The sequence below is a fragment of the Massilia soli genome (assembly GCF_016809835.1).
GTDB classification, from domain to species: domain Bacteria; phylum Pseudomonadota; class Gammaproteobacteria; order Burkholderiales; family Burkholderiaceae_D; genus Telluria_A; species Telluria_A soli.
In genome coordinates this window covers 191,019-211,894 of record NZ_JAFBIL020000004.1, presented here as the reverse complement: position 1 = coordinate 211,894, position 20,876 = coordinate 191,019, and the positions used below count along the sequence as shown (strand labels likewise).

The 20,876-nt window shown below is 64.4% G+C and carries 15 protein-coding genes; 7 read left to right on the top strand and 8 right to left on the bottom strand.

Features of this window, described 5'->3' with window-relative positions:
* The first annotated feature begins 6 nt into the window (after nt 1-6).
* The 3 genes from I4X03_RS11125 (at nt 7) to paaZ (ending at nt 3,496) form a co-directional block, all read left to right on the top strand.
* On the top strand, nt 7-732 hold the full coding sequence (locus tag I4X03_RS11125) for an ABC transporter ATP-binding protein (RefSeq protein ID WP_223468290.1): 726 nt from the start codon (nt 7-9) through the stop codon (nt 730-732).
* 10 nt (nt 733-742) lie between these two features.
* Nucleotides 743-1,345: a phenylacetic acid degradation protein PaaY gene (gene paaY, locus I4X03_RS11120; protein ID WP_223468289.1), complete on the top strand. Its 603-nt coding sequence runs from the start codon at nt 743-745 to the stop codon at nt 1,343-1,345.
* Between the two features lie 99 nt (nt 1,346-1,444).
* Nucleotides 1,445-3,496: a phenylacetic acid degradation bifunctional protein PaaZ gene (gene paaZ / locus I4X03_RS11115; RefSeq protein WP_223468288.1), complete on the top strand. Its 2,052-nt coding sequence runs from the start codon at nt 1,445-1,447 to the stop codon at nt 3,494-3,496.
* 2 nt (nt 3,497-3,498) lie between these two features.
* Here the strand turns inward: paaZ and I4X03_RS11110 are convergent, their stop codons facing one another.
* The 5 genes from I4X03_RS11110 to argH form a co-directional block, all read right to left on the bottom strand.
* Nucleotides 3,499-5,718 carry a sensor domain-containing protein gene (locus I4X03_RS11110; protein ID WP_223468287.1) on the bottom strand — a complete coding sequence of 740 codons (2,220 nt, stop codon included), beginning with the start codon at nt 5,716-5,718 and terminating at the stop codon, nt 3,499-3,501.
* A 144-nt stretch (nt 5,719-5,862) separates the two neighbouring features.
* Complete coding sequence (locus I4X03_RS11105) at nt 5,863-7,077, bottom strand: M24 family metallopeptidase (protein WP_223468286.1); 1,215 nt, start codon at nt 7,075-7,077, stop codon at nt 5,863-5,865.
* Between the two features lie 35 nt (nt 7,078-7,112).
* Entirely contained in the window at nt 7,113-8,783 is a 1,671-nt protein-coding gene (locus I4X03_RS11100; RefSeq protein ID WP_223468285.1) for a TRAP transporter large permease, read from the bottom strand.
* 34 nt (nt 8,784-8,817) lie between these two features.
* Nucleotides 8,818-9,390: a TRAP transporter small permease subunit gene (locus tag I4X03_RS11095; RefSeq protein ID WP_223468577.1), complete on the bottom strand. Its 573-nt coding sequence runs from the start codon at nt 9,388-9,390 to the stop codon at nt 8,818-8,820.
* Nucleotides 9,391-9,444: 54 nt separating this feature from the next.
* Nucleotides 9,445-10,842, bottom strand: coding sequence for an argininosuccinate lyase (argH, locus tag I4X03_RS11090; protein ID WP_223468284.1), 1,398 nt, complete (start codon nt 10,840-10,842; stop codon nt 9,445-9,447).
* A gap of 240 nt (nt 10,843-11,082) precedes the next feature.
* On the opposite strand from argH, the gene I4X03_RS11085 reads away from it, so the two are divergent.
* Nucleotides 11,083-11,523, top strand: coding sequence for a GNAT family N-acetyltransferase (locus tag I4X03_RS11085; protein WP_223468283.1), 441 nt, complete (start codon nt 11,083-11,085; stop codon nt 11,521-11,523).
* Between the two features lie 3 nt (nt 11,524-11,526).
* Here the strand turns inward: I4X03_RS11085 and I4X03_RS11080 are convergent, their stop codons facing one another.
* Nucleotides 11,527-12,645 (bottom strand): succinylglutamate desuccinylase/aspartoacylase domain-containing protein, encoded by a 1,119-nt coding sequence (locus I4X03_RS11080; protein ID WP_223468282.1) that lies wholly within the window; start codon nt 12,643-12,645, stop codon nt 11,527-11,529.
* 173 nt (nt 12,646-12,818) lie between these two features.
* Between I4X03_RS11080 and I4X03_RS11075 the strand changes: the two genes are divergently transcribed.
* From I4X03_RS11075 to I4X03_RS11065, 3 genes are all read left to right on the top strand, one after another.
* On the top strand, nt 12,819-14,081 hold the full coding sequence (locus I4X03_RS11075) for a cyanophycinase (protein WP_223468281.1): 1,263 nt from the start codon (nt 12,819-12,821) through the stop codon (nt 14,079-14,081).
* 8 nt (nt 14,082-14,089) lie between these two features.
* Entirely contained in the window at nt 14,090-15,508 is a 1,419-nt protein-coding gene (locus I4X03_RS11070; protein ID WP_223468280.1) for an IgA Peptidase M64, read from the top strand.
* Between the two features lie 170 nt (nt 15,509-15,678).
* The gene (locus I4X03_RS11065; RefSeq protein ID WP_223468279.1) at nt 15,679-16,197 is read left to right on the top strand and encodes a hypothetical protein; all 519 of its coding nucleotides are present in this window, start codon (nt 15,679-15,681) and stop codon (nt 16,195-16,197) included.
* A gap of 99 nt (nt 16,198-16,296) precedes the next feature.
* Here the strand turns inward: I4X03_RS11065 and parC are convergent, their stop codons facing one another.
* Together parC and I4X03_RS11055 are read right to left on the bottom strand one after the other, a co-directional pair.
* Nucleotides 16,297-18,630, bottom strand: a complete 2,334-nt coding sequence (gene parC, locus I4X03_RS11060; protein WP_223468278.1) for a DNA topoisomerase IV subunit A — start codon at nt 18,628-18,630, stop codon at nt 16,297-16,299.
* Nucleotides 18,631-18,787: 157 nt separating this feature from the next.
* Complete coding sequence (locus tag I4X03_RS11055; protein WP_223468277.1) at nt 18,788-20,782, bottom strand: DNA topoisomerase IV subunit B; 1,995 nt, start codon at nt 20,780-20,782, stop codon at nt 18,788-18,790.
* Nucleotides 20,783-20,876: the final 94 nt, after the last annotated feature.

Here is a 20,876-nt window from a genome sequence, read left to right as displayed (position 1 = left end):
TTGAATATGCAAGACGCAAGCAAAAAACAGCCGATCCTGCAAGTCTCAGGCCTCGACAGCCATTACGGTCCGATCAAGGCGCTGCATGGAATCGACATCGAGATCGGCGAGGGCCAGCTGGTGGCGCTGGTTGGCGCCAATGGCGCCGGCAAGACCACCTTGCTGCGGGCGATCTCCGGCGTCCAGCCGAGCAGCGGCAGCATCCGTTTCGCGGGCCAGGAAATCGGCCGCCTGAGTGCCGACAAGCGCGTGCGCGCAGGAATCTGCCAGGTGCCGGAAGGCCGCCAGGTGTTCGGCCCGATGACGGTCGAAGACAACCTGCGCCTGGGCGCCTACACGCGGCCGAAGCAGGACTTCGCGGGCGACCTCGAACGCATGTACGCGCTGTTCCCGGTATTGAAGGAAAAGCGCCAGCTGCTCGCCGGGATGCTGTCCGGCGGCCAGCAGCAGATGCTGGCCATGGCGCGCGCCTTGATGGGCCGCCCCAGGCTGCTGCTGCTCGACGAGCCGAGCATGGGCCTGGCCCCGCTGCTGATACGCGAGATCTTCCGCATCGTCGAGGAGCTGCGTTCGCATGGCATCACGATCTTCCTGGTCGAGCAGAATGCGCATGCGGCTCTGGCCATCGCCGACGTCGGCTACGTGATCGAAACCGGTTCGATCACCCTGTCGGGCCCCGGCCCCGAACTGCTCGCCAACGAACAGGTGCAAGCCGCCTACCTTGGCATGTAAAGGAACCAGCATGGTCAAAGTTTATGAAATCAATGGTGTGCGCCCGGTGGTCCATCCAAGCGCCTACGTCCACCCGAGCGCGGTGCTGATCGGCGATGTGATCGTCGGTCCGCGCTGCTACATCGGCCCGCTGGCATCGATGCGCGGCGACTTCGGCCGCCTGATCCTGGAAGAGGGCGCCAACCTGCAGGACACCTGCGTGATGCACGGCTTCCCCGGCGACGACACCGTGGTCGAAGTCGACGGCCACATTGGCCATGGCGCGGTGCTGCATGGCTGCCGCATCAAGCGCAATGCGATGGTCGGCATGAACGCCGTGGTGATGGACAAGGCGGTGGTCGGCGAAGAGTCGATCGTCGCCGCAATGAGCTTTGTCAAAGCCGGCATGATCATCCCGCCGCGCAGCATGGTGATGGGCGCGCCCGCCAAGGTGATGCGCGACCTGACAGACAAGGACATCGCCTGGAAAAGCTTCGGCACCAGGCAGTATCACGACCTGGCGATCCGCTCGATGCAGACCATGCGCGAGGTGGACGCCCTGCTGGAAGTGGAGCCGGACCGCGCGCGAATCGATCTCGGCCCTGATATGCACGCCCCCAAAGACACGAAGTAAATTGCCCCCCGCCGTCGTTCCCGCGCAGGCGGGAACCCATAGTCGGCTGGCTATGGGTTCCCGTTTTCACGGGAATGACGCGACATTGGAGAACATGACATGACAAACGTATCAACCCTTCAAAGCCTGATCGCCGGCCGCTGGCTCGGCTCTGAAGCATCGACCCCGCTGCACAGCGCGGTCAACAACAACTTGATTTATCACACCCACGCCGAGAAGATCGATTTCGACGAAGCCGTGACGTTCGCGCGCAAGACCGGCGTGCCTGCGCTGATGAAGCTCGATTTCCAGAAGCGCGCCGGCATCCTCAAGGCACTGGCGCTGTACCTGATGGAACGCAAGGAAGAGCTGTACAAAATCTCGGAGCTGACCGGCGCCACCCGCCCCGACAGCTGGGTCGACGTCGAAGGCGGCATTGGTACGCTGTTCGCTTACGCCAGCATGGGCAGCCGCGAACTGCCGTCATCCAACGTGCTGCACGAAGGCCCCGCCATGGCGCTGGGCAAGCGCGGCGGCTTCGCCGGCACCCACATCCTGGTGCCGCGCGGCGGCCTGGCGGTGCACATCAACGCATTCAACTTCCCGATCTGGGGCATGCTCGAAAAATTCGCGCCAAGCTTCCTGGCCGCGATGCCGTGCATCGGCAAGCCTGCCACTGCGACCAGCTACCTGACCGAAGCGGTGGTGCGCATGATGCACGCATCGGGCCTGCTGCCGGAAGGCAGCTTCCAGCTCGTCATCGGCAGTACCGGCGACCTGCTCGACCGCCTGAGCGGCGCAGACGCCGTTACCTTCACCGGCTCGGCCGATACCGCCGCCAAACTGCGCGTGAACAAAAACCTGATCGCCAATTCGGTGCCGTTCACCGCCGAAGCCGACTCGCTCAATTGCGCAATCCTGGCGCCTGACGTAACCCCGGACGATCCCGAATTCGACCTGTTCGTCAAGGAAGTCGCGCGCGAGATGACCGGCAAGGCTGGCCAGAAGTGCACCGCGATCCGCCGCATCATCGTGCCGAAGCAGCACGTTGACGCAGTGGCTGAACGCCTGCGCCAGCGCCTGTCGAAAGTCGTTGTCGGCGACCCGTCGATGGAAGGCGTGCGCATGGGCGCCCTGGCATCGATGGACCAGCACCGCGATGTCAGCGAGCGTGTCGAGATGCTCGCGCGCGGCAACGAGATCGTCTTCGGCGCGCGCGATGGCTTCAAGCCGGTCGGCGAAGGCGTCGCCAACGGCGCGTTCTTCGCGCCGACCTTGCTGCTGTGCCGCGACGCCATGAACAACGATGCGGTGCACGACATCGAGGCGTTCGGCCCGGTCAGCACCATGATGACCTACGAAGGCATCGACGAGGCGCTGGAACTGGCTGCGCGCGGCAAGGGCAGCCTGGTATCGACCCTGGTCACCAGGGAGCCGGCGATCGCCGCCTACGCGGTGCCGATCGCGGCAGCCTCGCATGGCCGCGTGCATATTCTCGAGCGCGAGGCCGCGGTCGATTCAACCGGCCACGGCTCGCCGCTGCCGCAGCTCAAGCACGGCGGTCCTGGCCGCGCCGGCGGCGGCGAAGAACTGGGCGGCATCCGCGCGGTGCGCCACTTCCTGCAGCGCGCCGCGGTGCAAGGCTCGCCAACCATGCTGGCCGCCGTGACGGGCGAGTACGTGCGCGGCGCGGCGGTGCGCGAGAGCGAGGTGCACCCGTTCCGCAAATACTTCGAAGACCTGCAGATGGGCGACTCGCTGCTGACGCACCGCCGCACCGTGAGCGAGGCCGACATCGTCGCCTTCGGCGGTATTTCGGGCGACTTCTTCTACATGCACTTCGACGAGATCGCGGCCAGGGATTCGCAGTTCGGCAAGCGCATCGCCCATGGCTACTTTGTGCTGTCGGCGGCGGCAGGACTGTTCGTCTCTCCTGCGCCCGGCCCTGTGCTGGCCAACTATGGCCTCGACAACCTGCGCTTCATCACGCCGGTGGCGATCGGCGACACGATCCGTGCGCGCCTGACCTGCAAGCGCAAGGTCGACCGCAACCGCACCGACGAACGTGGTGTCGGCCAGGGCGTGGTCGCATGGGACGTGCAGGTCACCAACCAGGATGAAGAACTGGTAGCCAGCTACGACATCCTGACCCTGGTCATGAAGCGCAGCTAGAATCAGATGTGGTAATGCATCCCCGTCTCTGACGGGGGCATCAGGGTTCCGTTTCGCAGCATCTCTTCGAATGCGCCTGCCGCCACCGGGCGGCTGAAGTAGAAGCCCTGGATTTCGTCGCAGCGCAGCGAACGCAGCACGTCGAGCTGCGCGCTGGTCTCAACGCCTTCGGCCACCACGCGCAGGTGCAGGCTGTGCGCCATCGCGATGATGGCGGCGGCGATGGCCGCATCTTCCGGGTTGCTGTCGATGCCCGCGATGAACGAGCGGTCGATCTTTACAAAGTCGAACGGAAAGCGCTTGAGCTGCGCCAGCGACGAGTAGCCGGTACCGAAGTCGTCGAGCGACAGGCGCACGCCAAGCTGCTTGAGCGCGGCCAGGTTGCGGGCGGCTTCCTCGGGATTGTTCATCACGGCCGTCTCGGTCAATTCAAATTCCAGGTATTTCTCGGTCACCTCGTGGGTCTCGATGGCGCTGCGGATCGTGCGCAGCAGGTCAGGTTGCGCGCTTTGCACCGCCGACAGGTTGATCGCCACAGGCACGATCGCGCTGCCGTTGAGTTTCCATTGCGCCTGCTGCGCGCAGACCGCGTCGATGACCCATGCGCCGATCGGCCGGATCAACCCGGTCTCTTCGGCCAGCGGGATGAACGACACCGGCCCGACCAGGCCGCGGGTCGGGTGATGCCAGCGGATCAGCGCTTCGGCGCTGACGATGGCGCCGGTGCCGAGATTCACGCGTGGCTGGTAGTGCAGCTCGAACTGCTGGTTCTCCAGCGCCGCCTGCAACTCATTTTCCAGCGCCAGCCTGGCCGCCAGGGTAGCGTTCATGCGCGGCGCGTAGAACAGGTGGCGCTCGCCGGAAGTGCGGGCGTTCTTCAGCGCCGCTTCGGCGTGCTTGAACAAGGTATCGGCGTCGGCACCGTCGGCGGGCCACACCGCCATGCCGGCGCGCGACGATATCCGCACGGTCTGGCCATCGAGCCGGAACGGCTGGTCCAGCGCGCGGAACAGGCGGTCGCGCAGCAGGTCGGCCGCCTCCTCGGCATGGTCGAGATCGACGAACGTCAGCCCGAAGGTATCGCCGCCGATGCGCGACAGGTTGAAGGCTTCGGGCAGGCGCTCGCCCAGCCGCGCCGCGATCTGCACCAGCAGGGCGTCGCCGGCGTGGCGTCCCAGCGCATCGTTCAGCTGGGCGAAGCGGTCGAGGTTCACCAATGCCACCACCAGCGGCTGCTGGGTGCCGTCGAGCTGGACCAGCTGCGCCAGTCGATCGAGGAACAGGCGCCGGTTGGGCAGCGCGGTCATCACATCGTAGTAGGCCAGGTAACTGATGCGCTCTTCGCGCTCGAAGAACAGCAGCGCGAACGCCAGGTCGCCGGCCAGTTCGTTAAGCACCTTCATTTCGTCGGGGTCGAACACGCCTTCGACATTCGCGTACAAGGTCAGCACGGCTTCGATGCGGTCGCCCACCGCCAGCGGGAACGCGGCCAGGGAGCGGATATCGCGCGCGTGCATGCGCTCGGCCAGCAGGGCGAATGCCGGATCGGCGGCGACGCTGTTGCAGATGACCTGGCGGTGCTCGCGCATGACCCGCTCGGCCGGGCACAGTTCGGCCAGCTCTGCGGGCACCTCGGGCAGTATCCGTCCGCTGTGGGCGATCACCGCCAGCTCGGGGGTGCCCGGCTGCGGGACGGCGATCGCGGCGGCCAGGAAGCCGCCTTCGACCGTGGACAGGCGGCAGGCTTCCTGGAACAGCGCGTCGCGGTCGCGAATCCGCACGATGGCCGAGTTGATCCCGCTAAGCACCGCATAGACGCGGTTCAGGCGCGCGATCTTGGCGGCCGCCTGCACCCGGTCGGTAACGTCGTGCGCCAGCACAAAGCGGCATGCGCGGCCGTTGTAGTTGATTGCATGGGAGGTGATCTCGACGTCGATCAGGCTGCCGTCTTTCTTGCGGTGTACCCACAGCCCGGATTTCTGCAAGGTGGCGCTGGGCAGGCTGGCGTGGTGCCTGATGTTCTGGAGCAGCCGGGGGGCTTCCTCGGGCGGGCGCAGGTCGATGATGGACAGCGCCATGAACTCGTCTTCGGTATAGCCGTAATGGGCCATGGCAGCGTTGTTCACTGCCTGGAATCCCAGCGTTTCCAGGTCGTACACCCACATCGGGATGGGGTGCGCCTGGAACATCTGGTTGAATGACCGGTCGTTCGCTTCCGTCATGTGGAGTTCGCCGCGGGGGCGCCAGTCCAACGCGTGTCTGAGTTATCAAGTGCCGTGCCCTCTAAGCGGGCTGAACCAGCGTTCAAATTTGATTATAGACCTTCGGTGAAAAGCCGGGGAACGTTCAACAAGCGCTTGGGCGGGTCACCCGAACGGCTGCTCGATCGAGTGCGAGGGCTGGGTGAACCAGCGCGCCCCATGCTCGGTCATGTAGAAGTGGTCTTCGTGGCGGATGCCGAATTCGCCCGGAATGCAGATCATCGGCTCATTCGAGAAGCACATCCCGACGTCGAGCGGGGTGTCGTCGCTGCCGACCAGGTAGGGCCATTCGTGGATGTCCATGCCGATCCCGTGGCCGGTGCGGTGCGGCAGCCCGGGCAGTTTGTAGCCGGGGCCGAAGCCGTTCGCTTCCAGCGAGGCGCGCGCCGCCTCGTCGACCCGGCGGCAGGGCACGCCGAGGCGCGCCGCCTCGAAGGCGGCCAGCTGCGCGCTCTTTTCGGCGTTCCAGACGAAGCGCTGGCGTTCGCTCGCTTCGCCGAACACGTAGCTGCGCGTGATGTCGGAGATGTAGTCCATCACCTTGCAACCGGTATCGATCAACACCATGTCGCCGTCGCGCAGCGTCTGCACGTAGTTGACCCCGTGCGGATATGCGGTGGCCTCGCCGAACAGCACGATGCAGAAGTAGGAGCCGGGCGCGCCGACCTTGCGGTGGGCGCGCGCGATGAAGTCCGCCACCTCGACGGTGGTGATGCCTTCATGGAGGATGGCGGCGGCGGCCTTGTGCACTTCCAGCGTCATGTCCTTCACCCGCTGCATCAGCGCGATCTCGGCCGCCGACTTGCGCGCGCGGCAGAACGCGGTAACAGCGCTGGCGTTGTCGAGCTGGTAGCCGCGTGCCAGCTTGCGCACGCCGTCGGCGATGAACCACGGCGCGCTCTCGCACATGCCGATGCGCGGCGGCGCGCTGTCGCTGGCCGCGATGCCGATGCGCTCGAGGACATCGACAAACAGCTGGTACGGGCTCTCATGCTCCTCCCAGCAGTGGACCGGGCCGCCGACCTGCATGAAGCCCTGCAGCGTGCACTCCTCGAACGCCGGTGCGAGGTATTCCAGCGCGCCGCTGGCCGGCAAGATGGCCCCCACCATGCGTTCGCTCGGGTGCCATTTGGTGCCGGTGAAGTAGGTCAGGTTGGTGCCCGCATTGAGCCAGATCGCCGCCATGCCCAGCGCGCGCATGCGCGCCTGCGCCGTGGCGATACGCTGCTGGTGCTCGTCGCGGCCGATCGCCGCCATCCCGCCCGTCATGTCCGACAAGGCGCCAAGCGCCTGGTCGATTGTTTTGCCGCCTATGCTCATCGGTGTGTTCCTGCTTCTGTCAACGCGTCTGCGATTTATTTTTTCTCGGGCTCGTCGGTGGAGAAGTCCAGCTGCGGGGTCTGGTCTTCTTCCTGCGCCGGGCTGTCCGGCAGCGTCAGCTGCTGGTCGGCCGCCGGGGCGTCGATCCTCAGCTCGAGCTGCTCGGTCATGTCGATTTTTTGCTCGACCGATACCAGCTGCGGGAAGAAGATGATCAGCGAGACCATGATGACCTGGATGCACACGAACGGGATCGCGCCCCAGTAAATGTCGGAGGTCTTGACCTCCTTGGGCGCCACCGATCTTAAGTAGAACAGCGCGAAGCCGAACGGCGGGTGCATGAACGAGGTCTGCATGTTCACGCCCAGCAGCACGCCGAACCAGATCAGGTCGATGCCGAGCTTTTCCGCAACCGGGCCGACCAGCGGCACCAGGATGAAGGCCAGCTCGAAGAAGTCGAGGAAGAAGGCCAGCACGAAGAACATGATGTTGACGACGATCAGGAAGCCCAGCACGCCGCCCGGCAGGCCGGTCAGCAGGTGCTCGACCCACAGGTCGCCGTTGACGGCGCGAAACACCAGCGCGAATACGGTGGAGCCAACCAGGATGAACATGACGAAGCAGGCCAGCCGCGTGGTCGAGTTCATCGCCTGCTTGAGCAGCGGCAAGGTCAGGCGGCCGTTGAGCATCGCCAGGATCAGCGCGCCCATCGCGCCCATGCCGCCGCCTTCGGTCGGCGTCGCAATGCCGACAAAAATGGTGCCCAGCACCAGGAAGATCAGCGCCAGCGGCGGCACCAGGACGAACACGACCTTTTCGGCCATCCGCGACAGCAGGCCGAGCTTGAGGTAGCGGTTGGCCAGCGCGATGGCGAAGGCGGCGCCGATGCCGGCGGCGGCCGAATAGATGCCCAGTTCATCCGACGCCAGCGTTGGATGGGCCGGGCCCCAGACGGCCGCGAAGGCGAAGGCGACCCCGATGGCCGCTGCCACCAGTACCAGCAGCGAGGACACGCCGCTGTCGCCGTTCGGTTCGCGCAGGTTGCGCGCCTCGAGCGGCAGCGCCGGCACGTGGTGCGGCTTGAAGATGGACACGGCCAGCACGTAGCCGCAGTACATCGCGGTCAGCAGCAGGCCCGGAATGAACGCCGCCTTGTACATGTCGCCGACCGAACGGCCCAACTGGTCGGCCATGACGATCAGCACCAGCGACGGCGGGATGATCTGCGCCAGCGTGCCGGAAGCGGCGATCACGCCGGTGGCGATGCGCTTGTTATAGCCGTAGCGCAGCATCACCGGCAGCGAGATCAGGCCCATCGAAATGACCGACGCGGCCACCACGCCGGTGGTGGCGGCCAGCAGCGCGCCGACGAAAATGACCGCATAGGCAACACCGCCGCGGATCGGCCCGAACAGCTGGCCGATGGTGTCGAGTAAATCCTCCGCCATCCCCGACCTTTCCAGGATCAGGCCCATGAAGGTGAAGAAGGGAATCGCCAGCAAGGTGTCGCTGGCCATGATGCCGAAGATGCGGTTAGGCAGCGCCTGCAGCAGTTCAGGGCGCAGCAAGCCCAGTTCGATGCCGACCAGGCCGAAGAACAGGCCGTTGGCGGCCAGCGAAAACGCCACCGGGAACCCGGACAGCAGGAAGACGACAAGTGCGCCAAACATGATCGGCGCCATGTTCGCGATAAGGAATTGTTCCATGAGTCTCTTTGTTTATTGTTGTGGTCGCGAACGGTCAGGCGATCTTGTTGGCCTGCTTGATGGCCTCGATCTCTTCTTGCGGCGTTTTCTGGTGCTTGGCGAATTCGTGGCCGTCGATCTTGCCGGCCAGGAAAGCGATGCGCTTGATGATCTCGGAGATGCCCTGCAAGATCAGCAGCGCGAAGCCGATCGGCACCAGCAGCTTGGCTGGCCAGACGATCAGGCCGCCGGCGTTGCTGGACATTTCCTGGCTGGCGATCGACACCTGGGCAAACGGAATCGCGTCGACCAGGATCAGCAGGCAGACCGGGAGCAGGAACAGCAGGTAGCCGAACAGGTCGATCCACACCTGGGTGCGCTTCGAGAAGCGCCCGACGATGACGTCGATGCGCACGTGCTCGTCGCGCTTGAGGGTATACGAGGCGGCCAGCAGGAACATGGCGCCGTACAGGTACCACTGGATTTCCAGCCAGGCGTTGGAACTGTAATTGAAGGTGTAGCGGACGATCGCGTTGCCGGCGCAGATGATGACCGCGGCCAGCAGCGCCCAGCTGACCGTGTTGGCGATTTTTTCATTGAGGCTGTCAATGAGGCGCGAAAGTGACATGAACATGGTGCTTATCTCCGTTATTGTGTTTTTTCGCGCCTCATCGGGCGCTGATCATTCTGCCAGCTGTGCCCGTACCCGCGCTATCGCGGCCCGCACCTGGTTCGGTGCGGTGCCGCCCACATGGTCGCGGGCAGCAACGGAACCTTCCAGTGTCAGCACGGCGAAGACATCGTCGCCGATCAGCGGCGAAAACGCCCGCAGCTGCTCGAGCGACATCTCGGACAAGTCGCAGCGCAAGTCGTCGCAGGCGCGCACCGCGTGGGCAACGGCTTCGTGCGCGTCGCGGAATGGCAGCCCCTTCTTGACCAGGTAGTCGGCCAGGTCGGTCGCGGTCGCGTAGCCCTGCAGCGCGGCCGAGCGCATCGCCTCCGGCTTGACGGTGATGCCGCCAGCCATGTCGGCGAAGATGCGCAGGGTGTCGACAACGGTGTCGACGGTGTCGAACAGCGGCTCCTTGTCTTCCTGGTTGTCCTTGTTGTAGGCCAGCGGCTGGCCCTTCATCAGGGTCAGCAGGGCGGTCAGGTGGCCGTACACGCGGCCGGTCTTGCCGCGCGCCAGTTCCGGCACATCGGGGTTTTTCTTTTGCGGCATGATCGACGAGCCGGTGCAGAAGCGGTCGGCGATGTCGATGAAGCCGACGCGCGGGCTCATCCAGATGATCAGTTCTTCCGACATGCGCGACACGTGCATCATGATCAAGGCGCTGGCGGCGCAAAATTCGATCGCGAAGTCGCGGTCGGAGACGGCGTCGAGCGAGTTGTGGCAGACGTCGTCGAAGCCCAGCGTGCGCGCGACGCGTTCGCGGTCGATCGGGAAAGTGGTGCCGGCCAGCGCGGCGGCGCCCAGCGGCAGGCGGTTGACGCGGCGGCGCGCATCCTGCATGCGCTCGGCGTCGCGGCCGAACATTTCGACATACGCCAGCATGTGGTGGCCGAAGGTGATCGGTTGGGCCACTTGCATGTGGGTAAAGCCCGGCATGATGGTGTCGGCGTGGCGCTCGGCCAGGTCGACCAGCGCGCCGCGCAGGCCGTGCAGCAGCTTGGTGATGTCGTCGATGGCGGCGCGCACGTACAGGCGGATGTCGGTGGCCACCTGGTCGTTGCGCGAGCGGCCGGTATGCAGGCGCTTGCCGGCATCGCCCACCAGTTCGGTGAGGCGTTTTTCGATATTCAGGTGCACGTCTTCGAGGTCGAGCAGCCATTCGAAGCTGCCCGCTTCGATCTCGCCCTTGATCTGGGCCATGCCGCGCTGGATTTCCGCGTGATCGGCGGCGCTGATGATGCCTTGCGCCTGCAGCATCTCGGCGTGCGCCAGCGAGCCTGCGATGTCGAACAGGGCAAGGCGTTTATCGAAGAAGACCGAGGCGGTGTAGCGCTTGACGAGGTCGGAGACGGGTTCGGAGAAGCGGGCCGACCAGGCCTCGCCTTTTTGGGACAGTTGTGAAGTCATGTAATGATCCTGGTGATTACCTGATTATAAACAGGTTGGCAGGGCCACTGGGATTTTATGCGCCGGCGGCGCCGGATCGCGCAGGTGACTTTCCGGCCAAAATCGGGGATAGTGGCTTACCTGCCGACGTCATGCGTCACCCTATCTCATGAGTCACTGAGGCAGATCGATTGTCATTGGCGCCGCTGTCGTACGCGAACGTCGCTTTCCGGAATTCGACGGTAGAATTGGATTTTTACGATGGGTGTCATTGCTATGTCCGCCTTGCAGATCAGTACCGACCGGTCGGAACTCGACGTTCCCCTCATCTACCGTTTCCTCAGCGAACAGTCGACCTGGGCGGTCGGCATTCCACGCGCCGTGGTTGACCGGGCGATTGAAAACTCGCTGTGTTTCGGCGGCTATGTCGACGGCCGCCAGGTGGCGTTCGCCCGGGTCGTCACCGATTACGCCACCCATGGCTGCATCGACGACCTGTTCGTTGTGCCCGAATACCGCGGCCGCGGCTACGCCAAGGCGATCATGCAGACCTTGCTGGCGCATCCCAGCCTGCAGGGCCTGCGACGCCTGACCTTGGCTTCCAGCAATGGACAGGCGCTGTTCGCGCAGTTCGGTTTTGCCCCGGCGCCGCACCCCGAAACGCTGCTTGAGCGCTATTTCCCCAACATCTACGTGTCCTGAGTCTTACTGGCTCAACAGTGAGCCGCTACGGAACGCCACCGGACCGGCCACCTTGGCCACGGTCATGCCGCGCAGCACGTGGCGGTGCTTGCTGCGCGCGAACAGCACGCCCTTGACCGTGCAGCGCAAGGTAAGGGTGTCGCCACTGACCGGATCGACCAGGTCGGCGATCGCGTCGCCAGCCTCGACCCGGTCTCCCGGGCGCTTCAGAAACACCACCACGCCGGCGCGCGGCGCGTCGATGGGCTCGACACCTTCGAGCGGCGTCGGTTCGCACAGCGGCTGAGGCAACGGCGCGGCAGGCTGGTCGACAACGCCTTCGTGGGCGAGGTAGCGCAGCAAGCCACGCGCATCCTGTTGCGCCAGTTCATAACTGACATCGGCTTCGCCGCGCAGTTCAACTGTTGTTGCCACACAAGAGGGCGGCAGCGGGAACGCGGGCCCGAAGTGGCTCGCCAGGTCCCACCACAGCCGGCTGCAGGCTTCGTCGAACGGCTCGCCGCCCGCCTGCAGCGCCAGCAGCACCGCGTGCGCGCCCATGATGGCAGCCAGCGGCCGCACCGCGCCGGCCAACGGCGTGCCGGTGTAGATATGCACCACCGATTCGGTATCGCAGTGCAGGTCGAGCACGATGTCGGCGTCGATCGCCATCGCCAGCAGGATCTTCTTGAGCGCCTCGGTGTCGGTCGCTGGCTGCCATTGTTCGACCGACCTCAGCGCATGCGAACGGACCAGCTGCACGTTGGCGCCGGCGTCCTTGCCCAGCAAGCCGTCAAGCGACGCCTTGAGCTCGTCCGCCACATGCTTGTAGGCACGGTTGAAATTGGTGCCGGTGTGCAGGTCGAAGCGGCCGAACGGTGCGCCATGGATGGCCTGCGACAAGCCGACCGGATTGGCCGCCGGCACCAGGATCACTTCGCCTTTCAGCTTGCCTGCCGCCTCCAGCGCGGCCAGCTGCTCGCGCAGGAACCGCGACACCAGCATGCCTGGCACCTCGTCGGCATGCAGCCCGGCCTGGATGTATGCCTTCTTGCCGGTTCCGGGCGTGCCGAAGTGAAAACTGGTGAGCCGGAACGACGCACTGCTGTCCTGGATCGAAATGAGATGAGTTTGTGGGTGCATTGTCGCGCCTGATTGTGTTGTACCGAACAGTCCCGCATTGAATTCGCCATTAATCTTATATAAACATCACGCGGGACCGCACACGGTCCGAATGTGTTGATTGGTAGCAATATCGTTTAGTTGCACGCGGGTATTCTTTGTAGCTGAAACCGACCCGCCTGAAAGGTAGTCTTATGTTTTATCGCGTGTTCAGGGATGCCGTGCTGTTGATCGCGCTCTTGGCGAGCGCGCAGAGCCATGCCGCGCAGGTGCAGGCCCAGGTTGCCGCACCCAAGGGCACGCTGGTCATCATCGGCGGCGGGCTGCGCGGCGATAACGCCGCCGTGTGGTCGCGTATCGTCCAGCTGGCCGGCGGCGAAGGCGCACGCATCGCGGTGTTCGGCGCGGCGTCGTACAACGCGGCCAAGGCCGGCGACGTGAACGCCGCGCGCCTCAATCAATACGGCGCCAAGGCCTTCGCGGTACCGATCGGCCGCGGCTTGCCGGATACGGCCGACGATCCCGAACTTGCCGACGCCATTCGCAAGGCGGGCGGCGCCTATTTCGCCGGCGGCGACCAGGCCCGCATCACGCGCGCGCTGCGCCGTCCCGACGGCAGCAACACCAAGGTGCTCGATGCGCTGTGGGAGATGTACCGGCGCGGCGGCGTCATCGCCGGCACCAGCGCCGGCGCGGCGATCATGAGCAGCACCATGTTCTACCGCGCCGACACCGTGCTCTCGACCCTGCGGCAGGGTGTCGAAGAGGGCAACGAGATTGCGCCCGGGCTCGGGTTCATCGGCGACGACGTGTTCGTCGACCAGCACCTCTTGATACGCGGGCGCTTCGCGCGCATGCTGCCGGCCATGCTCAAGAAGGGCTACAAGCTTGGCCTGGGTATCGATGAAAACACGGCGATGGTGGTCGGCGCCGACCGCGAAGTCGAAGTGCTAGGCTACCGCGGCGCGCTGCTGCTCGACATGACGGAAGCGAGCACGCAGGACGGCGGCGAATTCAATGTCAGCAACGTCAAGCTCAGCTACCTCGATAACGGCGACCGCTTCAACCTGGCCAGCGGCGCGATCACGCCCGGGCGCGACAAGGCCGACGGCAAGCTCAATCCCTCGCGGCCCTATTACAAGGGCCCGCTGTTCACCGCCGACATCCTCGCCAACAGCGCCGTGACCGACCTGATGGCCAGGCTGATCGACAGCGACCAGCTCGACGCCATCGGCGTGGCCATGAGCAGCCCGTTCGACAAGAAGTCCGACCTCGGCTTCGAGTTCCGCCTGAGCCGCGTGCAGGAAAGTGTCGGCTACCAGTCGCCGCTCACCGACGCCTATTCGATCTACAAGCTGCGGCTCGACATCCGTCCGATCGCCGTGCGCCAGCCGATGTACCAGTACCGCAACGGCAGCAGTCAGGATTACAATGCAGCACAATCCAACGCCCGCTAGGAACTGCCATGTCGTTTTCCCTGAGCCGCCTGTTCGCGGCCGCGCTCGTATTTGCCGCAGGCGCCGCCTGCGCGCAGCAACCGGCGACGGTCCGCGTCGATTACCTCCACAGCGGTAACGCGCTGCACGACCAGTACGCGCTCGAACGCGTGGTCATCGAACCGCTGGCATGGCCCGGCGACCTCTCGCAAGCCCTCGACAACACCAACCGCGGCCAGAACCGGGTCGAAGTGGTCGACGCCAAGACCGGCGACCTGCTGTACTCGCGCGGCTTCTCCACCATTTTCGGCGAATGGCGCACCACCGAGGAAGCCAACAAAATGAACCGCGGCTTCCAGGAATCGGTACGCTTCCCGAAGTACGCCAAGCCGGTGCGCGTGCGCATCCTCCAGCGCGACGAACGCAATGAGTTCTCGGTAGTGTGGAGCGTCGAGATCGACGCCGACGCGCAGGAAGTGGTCAAGCAGCAGGCCGCCGCGCCGGCCAAGCCGATTGCGATCCGCGTCAACGGCCCGTCGCCGCAGAAGGTCGACCTCCTGGTGATGGGCGACGGCTACACCGCGCGCGACATGAAGAAGTTCGAAGCCGACGCCCGCCGTCTGGCCGACTACCTGTTCACGGTCTCGCCGTTCAAGGAGCGCGCCAAGGACTTCAACGTCTGGGCGCTGGCGGTGCCGACCGAAAAATCGGGCATCAGCCGGCCATCGACGGGCGTACACAACCCGTCGGCGCTCGGCACCCGCTACGACATCTTCGGCAGCGAGCGTTACGTGCTCACGCTGGACAACCGCGCGCTGCGCGACATCGCCCAGCACGCGCCCTACGAGTTCATCGAAATTTTGGTCAACAACGAGACCTACGGCGGCGGCGGCATTTTCGGCCAGTTCAGCACCGCGGCGGCCGGCAACGACTGGGCCAACTACCTGTTCGTCCACGAGTTCGGCCACCACTTCGCGGGCCTGGCCGACGAGTACTACACCTCGCCCGTGTCGTACCAGTCGAGCGGCGCGCGGATGGAACCGTGGGAGCCGAACGTCACCGCGCTGCGCGACCCGGCCAGGCTGAAATGGAAGCAGCACGTCAAGGCGGGCACGCCGCTGCCCACCGCCTGGCCGAAAGCCGAGTTCGAGGAAGCCTCGCGTGCCTATCAAAAGCGCCGCGCCGCGCTGCGCGCAGCGAACCGGCCCGAGTCGGAGATGAGCGCGCTGTTCAAGGAAGACCTGCGCTTCAACGAGCAGCTGTTCGCCGGGTCGCCGAACCGCCATGTGGTCGGCGCGTTCGAGGGCGCCAATTACGAAGCAAAGGGCTTCTACCGGTCTGAAATGCAGTGCCTGATGTTCGACCGAAGTGAAAGATTCTGTAACGCTTGCAGCGATGGCGTGGCCGAAATCATCGATTTGTACTCGCGACCCGGCACCAGGCAATAAGCCAGAGAGCCAGCAGCCACAAGGCGTCCTTTAAAGCGGGGCGCCTTTTTTTTCGACGGCCTTTAGTACTTACAATAGTTACATCCTTAGTGCGCCAGCGAACAGACCCACTGCTGAGCAAAGCCTATTCTGGAACTGTCCTATCAACTACTACAAGAAAAGGCCCCACCATGAATAAAGTACTCGCAACCCTGATCGCCGGCCTGTTCGCCACCTCGGCATTTGCACAGACCGCAGCTACCACGACTACCAGCACCACCACCGTCGGCGTCACGACCCCGGCCACCAAAGAAGTCGTCAAGGCACATCACGAAGCAGTGAAAGACGTCGCCAAGGCGCAGGAAAAAGAAGCCAAGGTCGCGGCCAAGGCCGATGAAAAGGAAATCAAGGCCGTCGCTAAAGCGGTAGAGACGAAAGCGGAAGCCAAGTCGAAGGCGCTGAAGAAGCACGCCGACGCACGCGAAAACGTTGCTGAAGCCGATCCGGAAGACCGCATGAAAGCAGAAGCCAAGGCCGAGAAGAAAATGGCTGAAGCTAACCTGACCGCGGAAAAGAAGATGATCAAGGCGGACGCGAAAGCCGAAAAGGTTGCGGTTGAATCGGCAAAGGACAAGGCGATTGCCGCAGCCAAGACCGCTGAAGTGAAAGCTGAAGCCAATGCGGATATCAAGAAGGCCGCTGCTAAGTAATGAGCGAGGGCTGAAGTGAAAAAGGACAGGCTCGCGCCTGTCCTTTTTTTTGGTTCGAATTGGCGGATGACGCTTCGCTTTTTCGCCGAATCCGCTTGCCTAACCGTTCGCCAGCAACCCCTGCACCTTCACCTTGGCCGCCAGCGCCTTGCCCTTGCGCGCGCGCTTGCCGATGTGCGGCGCCAGGCCGGTCGCGTTCAGCGGCACTTCGCGCGGCTTGGTCGCCCAGATGCCGGTCACGATCACCCCCTTCTGGGTAATCGGCTGCACCGCCAGCAGGTTCTCTTTATCCTCCAGCTCCATCAGGGTCACGCCGCGGCCGCCGTTCGACAGCGTCTTGAGCTCGTCGATGCCGAACACCAGCAGGCGACCCTTCTCCGACAAGCACGCCACCGCGCTGGCATTTTCGGCGACCAGCTTCGGCGCCAGCGGCACTGCGCCATCGTCGAGGGTGATGAACGCCTTGCCGCCCTTGAGTCGGCTGACCATGTCTCCAGCCTGCGCCATGAAGCCATAGCCGGCGCTCGACGCCAGCATCAGGCGTGTGCTCGCCGGTCCGGCGAAGTAATGCAGGATGCGCACCGGACGTCCGCCGGCGCCGCCCGACAGGTCGGCCAGCGTGGTGATCGGTACGCCGTCGCCGCGCGCTCCCGGCAATGCCGCCACCGGCACCGAGTAGATCTTGCCGTTGTCGCCGAAGGCCAGCAAGGTGTCCACCGTGCGGCACTCGAACGCACCGTGCAGCGAGTCGCCCGCCTTGAAGGTGAACTGCGCCACGTCGTGCCCGATGCCGGTGCGCGCGCGCACCCAGCCCTTGTCCGAGATGATGACCGTGACCGGCTCGTCGACCACCTTCTGCTCGACCACTGCCTTCTGCGCTTCCTCAATCACGGTGCGGCGCGCATCGCCGAACTGCTTGGCGTCGGCCTCGATCTCCTTGATGATCAGGCGCTTCATCGTCGCCGGATTGTCGAGGATGTCCTGCAATGTGCCTTTTTCCTTGCGCAGCTCGGCCAGCTCCTGCTGGATCTTGATCGTCTCGAGACGGGCCAGCTGGCGCAGGCGGATCTCGAGGATATCCTCGGCCTGGCGGTCCGACAGGCGGAACTCCGCGATCAGCGCGGCTTTCGGCTCGTCCGAATTGCGGATGATCTGGATCACCTTGTCGATGTTCAGCAGGACCGCTTCGCGGCCCTCCAGGATATGGATGCGGTCATCGACCTTGCCGAGCCTGAACTCGGTGCGGCGGCGGACGGTCGTGAAGCGGAACTCGATCCACTCGGCGATGATGTCCGACAGGCCCTTCTGGCGCGGGCGGCCATCGCCGCCGATCATCACCAGGTTCATCGAGCTCGATGACTCCAGCGACGTATGCGCCAGCAGCATCAGCATGAATTCGGTCTGGTCCTGGTTCTTCGACTTCGGCTCGAACACCAGGCGCACCGGCGCGTTGCGGCCCGATTCGTCGCGGATGGTATCGAGCGAGCCGAGGAACAGCTGCTTGAGCGCCAGCTGTTCCGGCGACAGCGCCTTCTTGCCCAGCTTGACCTTCGGATTGGTCAGCTCCTCGATCTCCTCGAGCACCTTCTGCGACGAGCAGCCCGGCGGCAGTTCATTGACCACCGCCTGCCACTGTCCGCGCGCCAGGTCCTCGATCGACCAGCGCGCGCGCACCTTCATCGAACCGCGGCCGCTGCCGTACATCTCGGCGATCTGCGACGGCGGTGTGATGATCTGGCCACCACCCGGGAAATCCGGACCCGGGACAAAGGCCATCAGCTCGGCGTGGGTGATCTTCGGGTTCCTGATCATCGCCACGGCGGCCTGCGCCACCTCGACCAGGTTATGCGAAGGGATTTCGGTCGCCAGGCCGACCGCGATACCCGAAGCGCCGTTCAGCAGCACCATCGGCAAGCGCGCCGGCAGCGCCTTCGGCTCCTTGTGCTGGCCATCGTAGTTCGACTGGAAGTCGACGGTGCCCTGATCGATCTCGTCGAGCAGCAGGCGGGCGATTGGCGACAGGCGCGCCTCGGTGTAGCGCATCGCCGCGGCGCCGTCGCCGTCGCGCGAGCCGAAGTTACCCTGGCCATCGATCAGCGGATAGCGCAGCGAGAAATCCTGCGCCATGCGCACCAGCGCATCGTAGATCGACTGGTCGCCGTGCGGATGCAGCTTACCCATCACATCGCCGACCACGGCGGCCGACTTGCGCGGCTTGGCGTTGGACGCCAGGCCCAGCTCGTTCATCTGGTACAGGATGCGGCGCTGGACCGGCTTCTGGCCGTCGGTCACTTCAGGCAGCGCGCGGCCCTTGACGACCGACACGGCGTAATCGAGATAGGCGCGCTCGGCGAAGGTCGACAGCGTCAGGGTCTCGACGTCATCCCCGGCTGGCGCAGTTGCTTGTTCAAAAAGATTTGCTTGGCTAGTCATAAAATATATTCAGCAATGTTCCAAAATCGGGGACAGACCGGGTCACGCAGACCACCATTTTTTGTTCCAAAATCGGGGACAGACCACCATTTTGGAATGTTCCAAAATGGTGGTCTGTCCCCGATTTTGGAATGTTTCACCGAGTGGGAATTGATTGTCAGATGTCGGCTTCGGTTTCGTTGCCGTGCTCTTCGATCCAGGCGCGGCGGGCGGCGGCTTCGCCTTTGCCCATCAGCATGTTGAAGCGCGCGGCGGCGTCGCCGTGCGCGAAGTCGCCCAAGGTGACTGGCAGCAGGCGGCGCGTGTCCGGGTTCATCGTGGTTTCCCACAGTTGTTCCGCGTTCATCTCGCCCAGGCCCTTGAAGCGCGAGATGCTCCAGGCGCCTTCCTTCAGGCCGTCCTTCTTGAGCTTGTCTTCGATCGCGACCAGCTCGCCGTCGTCGAGCGCGTACAGCTTCTGGATCGGCTTCTTGCCGCGCGCCGGCGCATCGACGCGGTACAGCGGCGGGCGGGCGACGCAGATGTGGCCGTGGTGGAACAGGGCAGGGAAGTGCTTGAAGAACAAGGTCAGCAGCAACACCTGGATGTGCGAGCCGTCCACGTCCGCATCCGACAGGATGCAGATCTTGCCGTAGCGTAGGCCCGACAGGTCCGGGCTGTCGGTGTGCGAGTGCGGGTCGACGCCGATCGCCACGGCAATGTCGTGGATTTCGTTGTTGGCGAACAGGCGGTCGCGGTCGGTTTCCCAGGAGTTCAGCACCTTGCCGCGCAGCGGCAAAATGGCCTGGAATTCCTTGTCGCGGCCCATCTTGGCCGAGCCACCCGCCGAGTCGCCCTCGACCAGGAAAATTTCGTTGCGCGTGATGTCCGACGATTCGCAGTCGGTCAGCTTGCCGGGCAGCACCGCCACGCCGGACGATTTCTTCTTCTCGACTTTTTGCAGCGAGCGCAGGCGCGACTGGGCCTGCTTGATAACCAGGTCGGCCAGCTTCTTGCCGTAGTCGACGTGCTGGTTCAGCCACAGCTCCAGCGGCGGCTTGGAAAAGGTCGATACCAGGCGCACCGCGTCGCGCGAATTCAGGCGTTCCTTGATCTGGCCCTGGAACTGCGGGTCGAGCACTTTGGCCGACAGCACGAACGAGGTGCGCGCGAACACGTCTTCCGGCAGCAACTTGACGCCTTTCGGCAACAGCGAGTGCATCTCGACGAAATTCTTGACCGCGCCATACAGGCCGTCGCGCAGGCCCGATTCGTGGGTGCCGCCGTTTGGCGTCGGGATCAGGTTGACGTACGATTCGCGCACCACCGCGCCTTCTTCGGTCCACGCGATCACCCACGCCGCGCCTTCGCCTTCGGCAAAGCCGTCGGTTTCGCCGTTCGAGTACTGGGCGCCCTCGAATACCGGGATCAAGGGCTCGCCGCTGCCCTGCGCCAGCATTTCGTTGAGGTAGCCGCGCAGGCCTTCGTCGTACTTCCAGGTCTGCACGTCGCCGGTCTTGGCGTTGGTCAAGGTGACGGTCACGCCCGGCAGCAGCACCGCCTTCGAGCGCAGCAGGCGCTGCAGCTCGGTCCTGGAGATTTCCGGCGAGTCGAAATACTTTGCGTCCGGCCAGGCGGTCACGCGCGTGCCGGACTTCTTGCCGTCGCGCGGCGCCACCACCGACGACAGCGGCTCGACCACGTCGCCGTGTTCGAACGCCAGCTTGTGCATGCCGGTGCCGTCAGGCTCCTTGCGCCAGACCGTAATCTCCAGGCGCTTGGACAGCGCATTGGTGACCGACACGCCGACGCCGTGCAGGCCGCCCGAAAACGCGTACGCGCCGCCCGAGCCCTTGTCGAACTTGCCGCCCGCGTGCAGCCGCGTGAAGACGATTTCCACCGTCGGCACGTTTTCCTCAGGGTGCAGCCCGACCGGGATGCCGCGGCCATCGTCTTCCACCGTGATCGATCCGTCGGCGTTCTGGGTCACCGAGATGTGCTTGCAGTGCCCGCCCAGCGCCTCGTCCGAGGCGTTGTCGATCACTTCCTGGATGATGTGCAGCGGGTTTTCGGTGCGGGTATACATGCCCGGACGCTGTTTGACGGGCTCGAGTCCCTTGAGGACGCGGATGGATGATTCGCTGTAGTCGGATGCAGGTTTTTTAGTGGCCATACTTGGTCAGGCTTGAAGGGGTGATTCGTTTCGTGATGTCGCTAGCTTGCGCATTCTATCTTGTCAGGGGGCAAAAGATGGGAAATTGGCGTGA

Bases quoted from the DNA above. Each gene is read 5' to 3' on its own strand.
- I4X03_RS11125 (WP_223468290.1), top strand. From the start codon at position 7: ATGCAAGACGCAAGCAAAAAACAGCCGATCCTGCAAGTCTCAGGCCTC.
- paaY (WP_223468289.1), top strand. From the start codon at position 743: ATGGTCAAAGTTTATGAAATCAATGGTGTGCGCCCGGTGGTCCATCCA.
- paaZ (WP_223468288.1), top strand. From the start codon at position 1,445: ATGACAAACGTATCAACCCTTCAAAGCCTGATCGCCGGCCGCTGGCTC.
- I4X03_RS11110 (WP_223468287.1), bottom strand. From the start codon at position 5,718: ATGACGGAAGCGAACGACCGGTCATTCAACCAGATGTTCCAGGCGCAC.
- I4X03_RS11105 (WP_223468286.1), bottom strand. From the start codon at position 7,077: ATGAGCATAGGCGGCAAAACAATCGACCAGGCGCTTGGCGCCTTGTCG.
- I4X03_RS11100 (WP_223468285.1), bottom strand. From the start codon at position 8,783: ATGGAACAATTCCTTATCGCGAACATGGCGCCGATCATGTTTGGCGCA.
- I4X03_RS11095 (WP_223468577.1), bottom strand. From the start codon at position 9,390: ATGTCACTTTCGCGCCTCATTGACAGCCTCAATGAAAAAATCGCCAAC.
- argH (WP_223468284.1), bottom strand. From the start codon at position 10,842: ATGACTTCACAACTGTCCCAAAAAGGCGAGGCCTGGTCGGCCCGCTTC.
- I4X03_RS11085 (WP_223468283.1), top strand. From the start codon at position 11,083: ATGGGTGTCATTGCTATGTCCGCCTTGCAGATCAGTACCGACCGGTCG.
- I4X03_RS11080 (WP_223468282.1), bottom strand. From the start codon at position 12,645: ATGCACCCACAAACTCATCTCATTTCGATCCAGGACAGCAGTGCGTCG.
- I4X03_RS11075 (WP_223468281.1), top strand. From the start codon at position 12,819: ATGTTTTATCGCGTGTTCAGGGATGCCGTGCTGTTGATCGCGCTCTTG.
- I4X03_RS11070 (WP_223468280.1), top strand. From the start codon at position 14,090: ATGTCGTTTTCCCTGAGCCGCCTGTTCGCGGCCGCGCTCGTATTTGCC.
- I4X03_RS11065 (WP_223468279.1), top strand. From the start codon at position 15,679: ATGAATAAAGTACTCGCAACCCTGATCGCCGGCCTGTTCGCCACCTCG.
- parC (WP_223468278.1), bottom strand. From the start codon at position 18,630: ATGACTAGCCAAGCAAATCTTTTTGAACAAGCAACTGCGCCAGCCGGG.
- I4X03_RS11055 (WP_223468277.1), bottom strand. From the start codon at position 20,782: ATGGCCACTAAAAAACCTGCATCCGACTACAGCGAATCATCCATCCGC.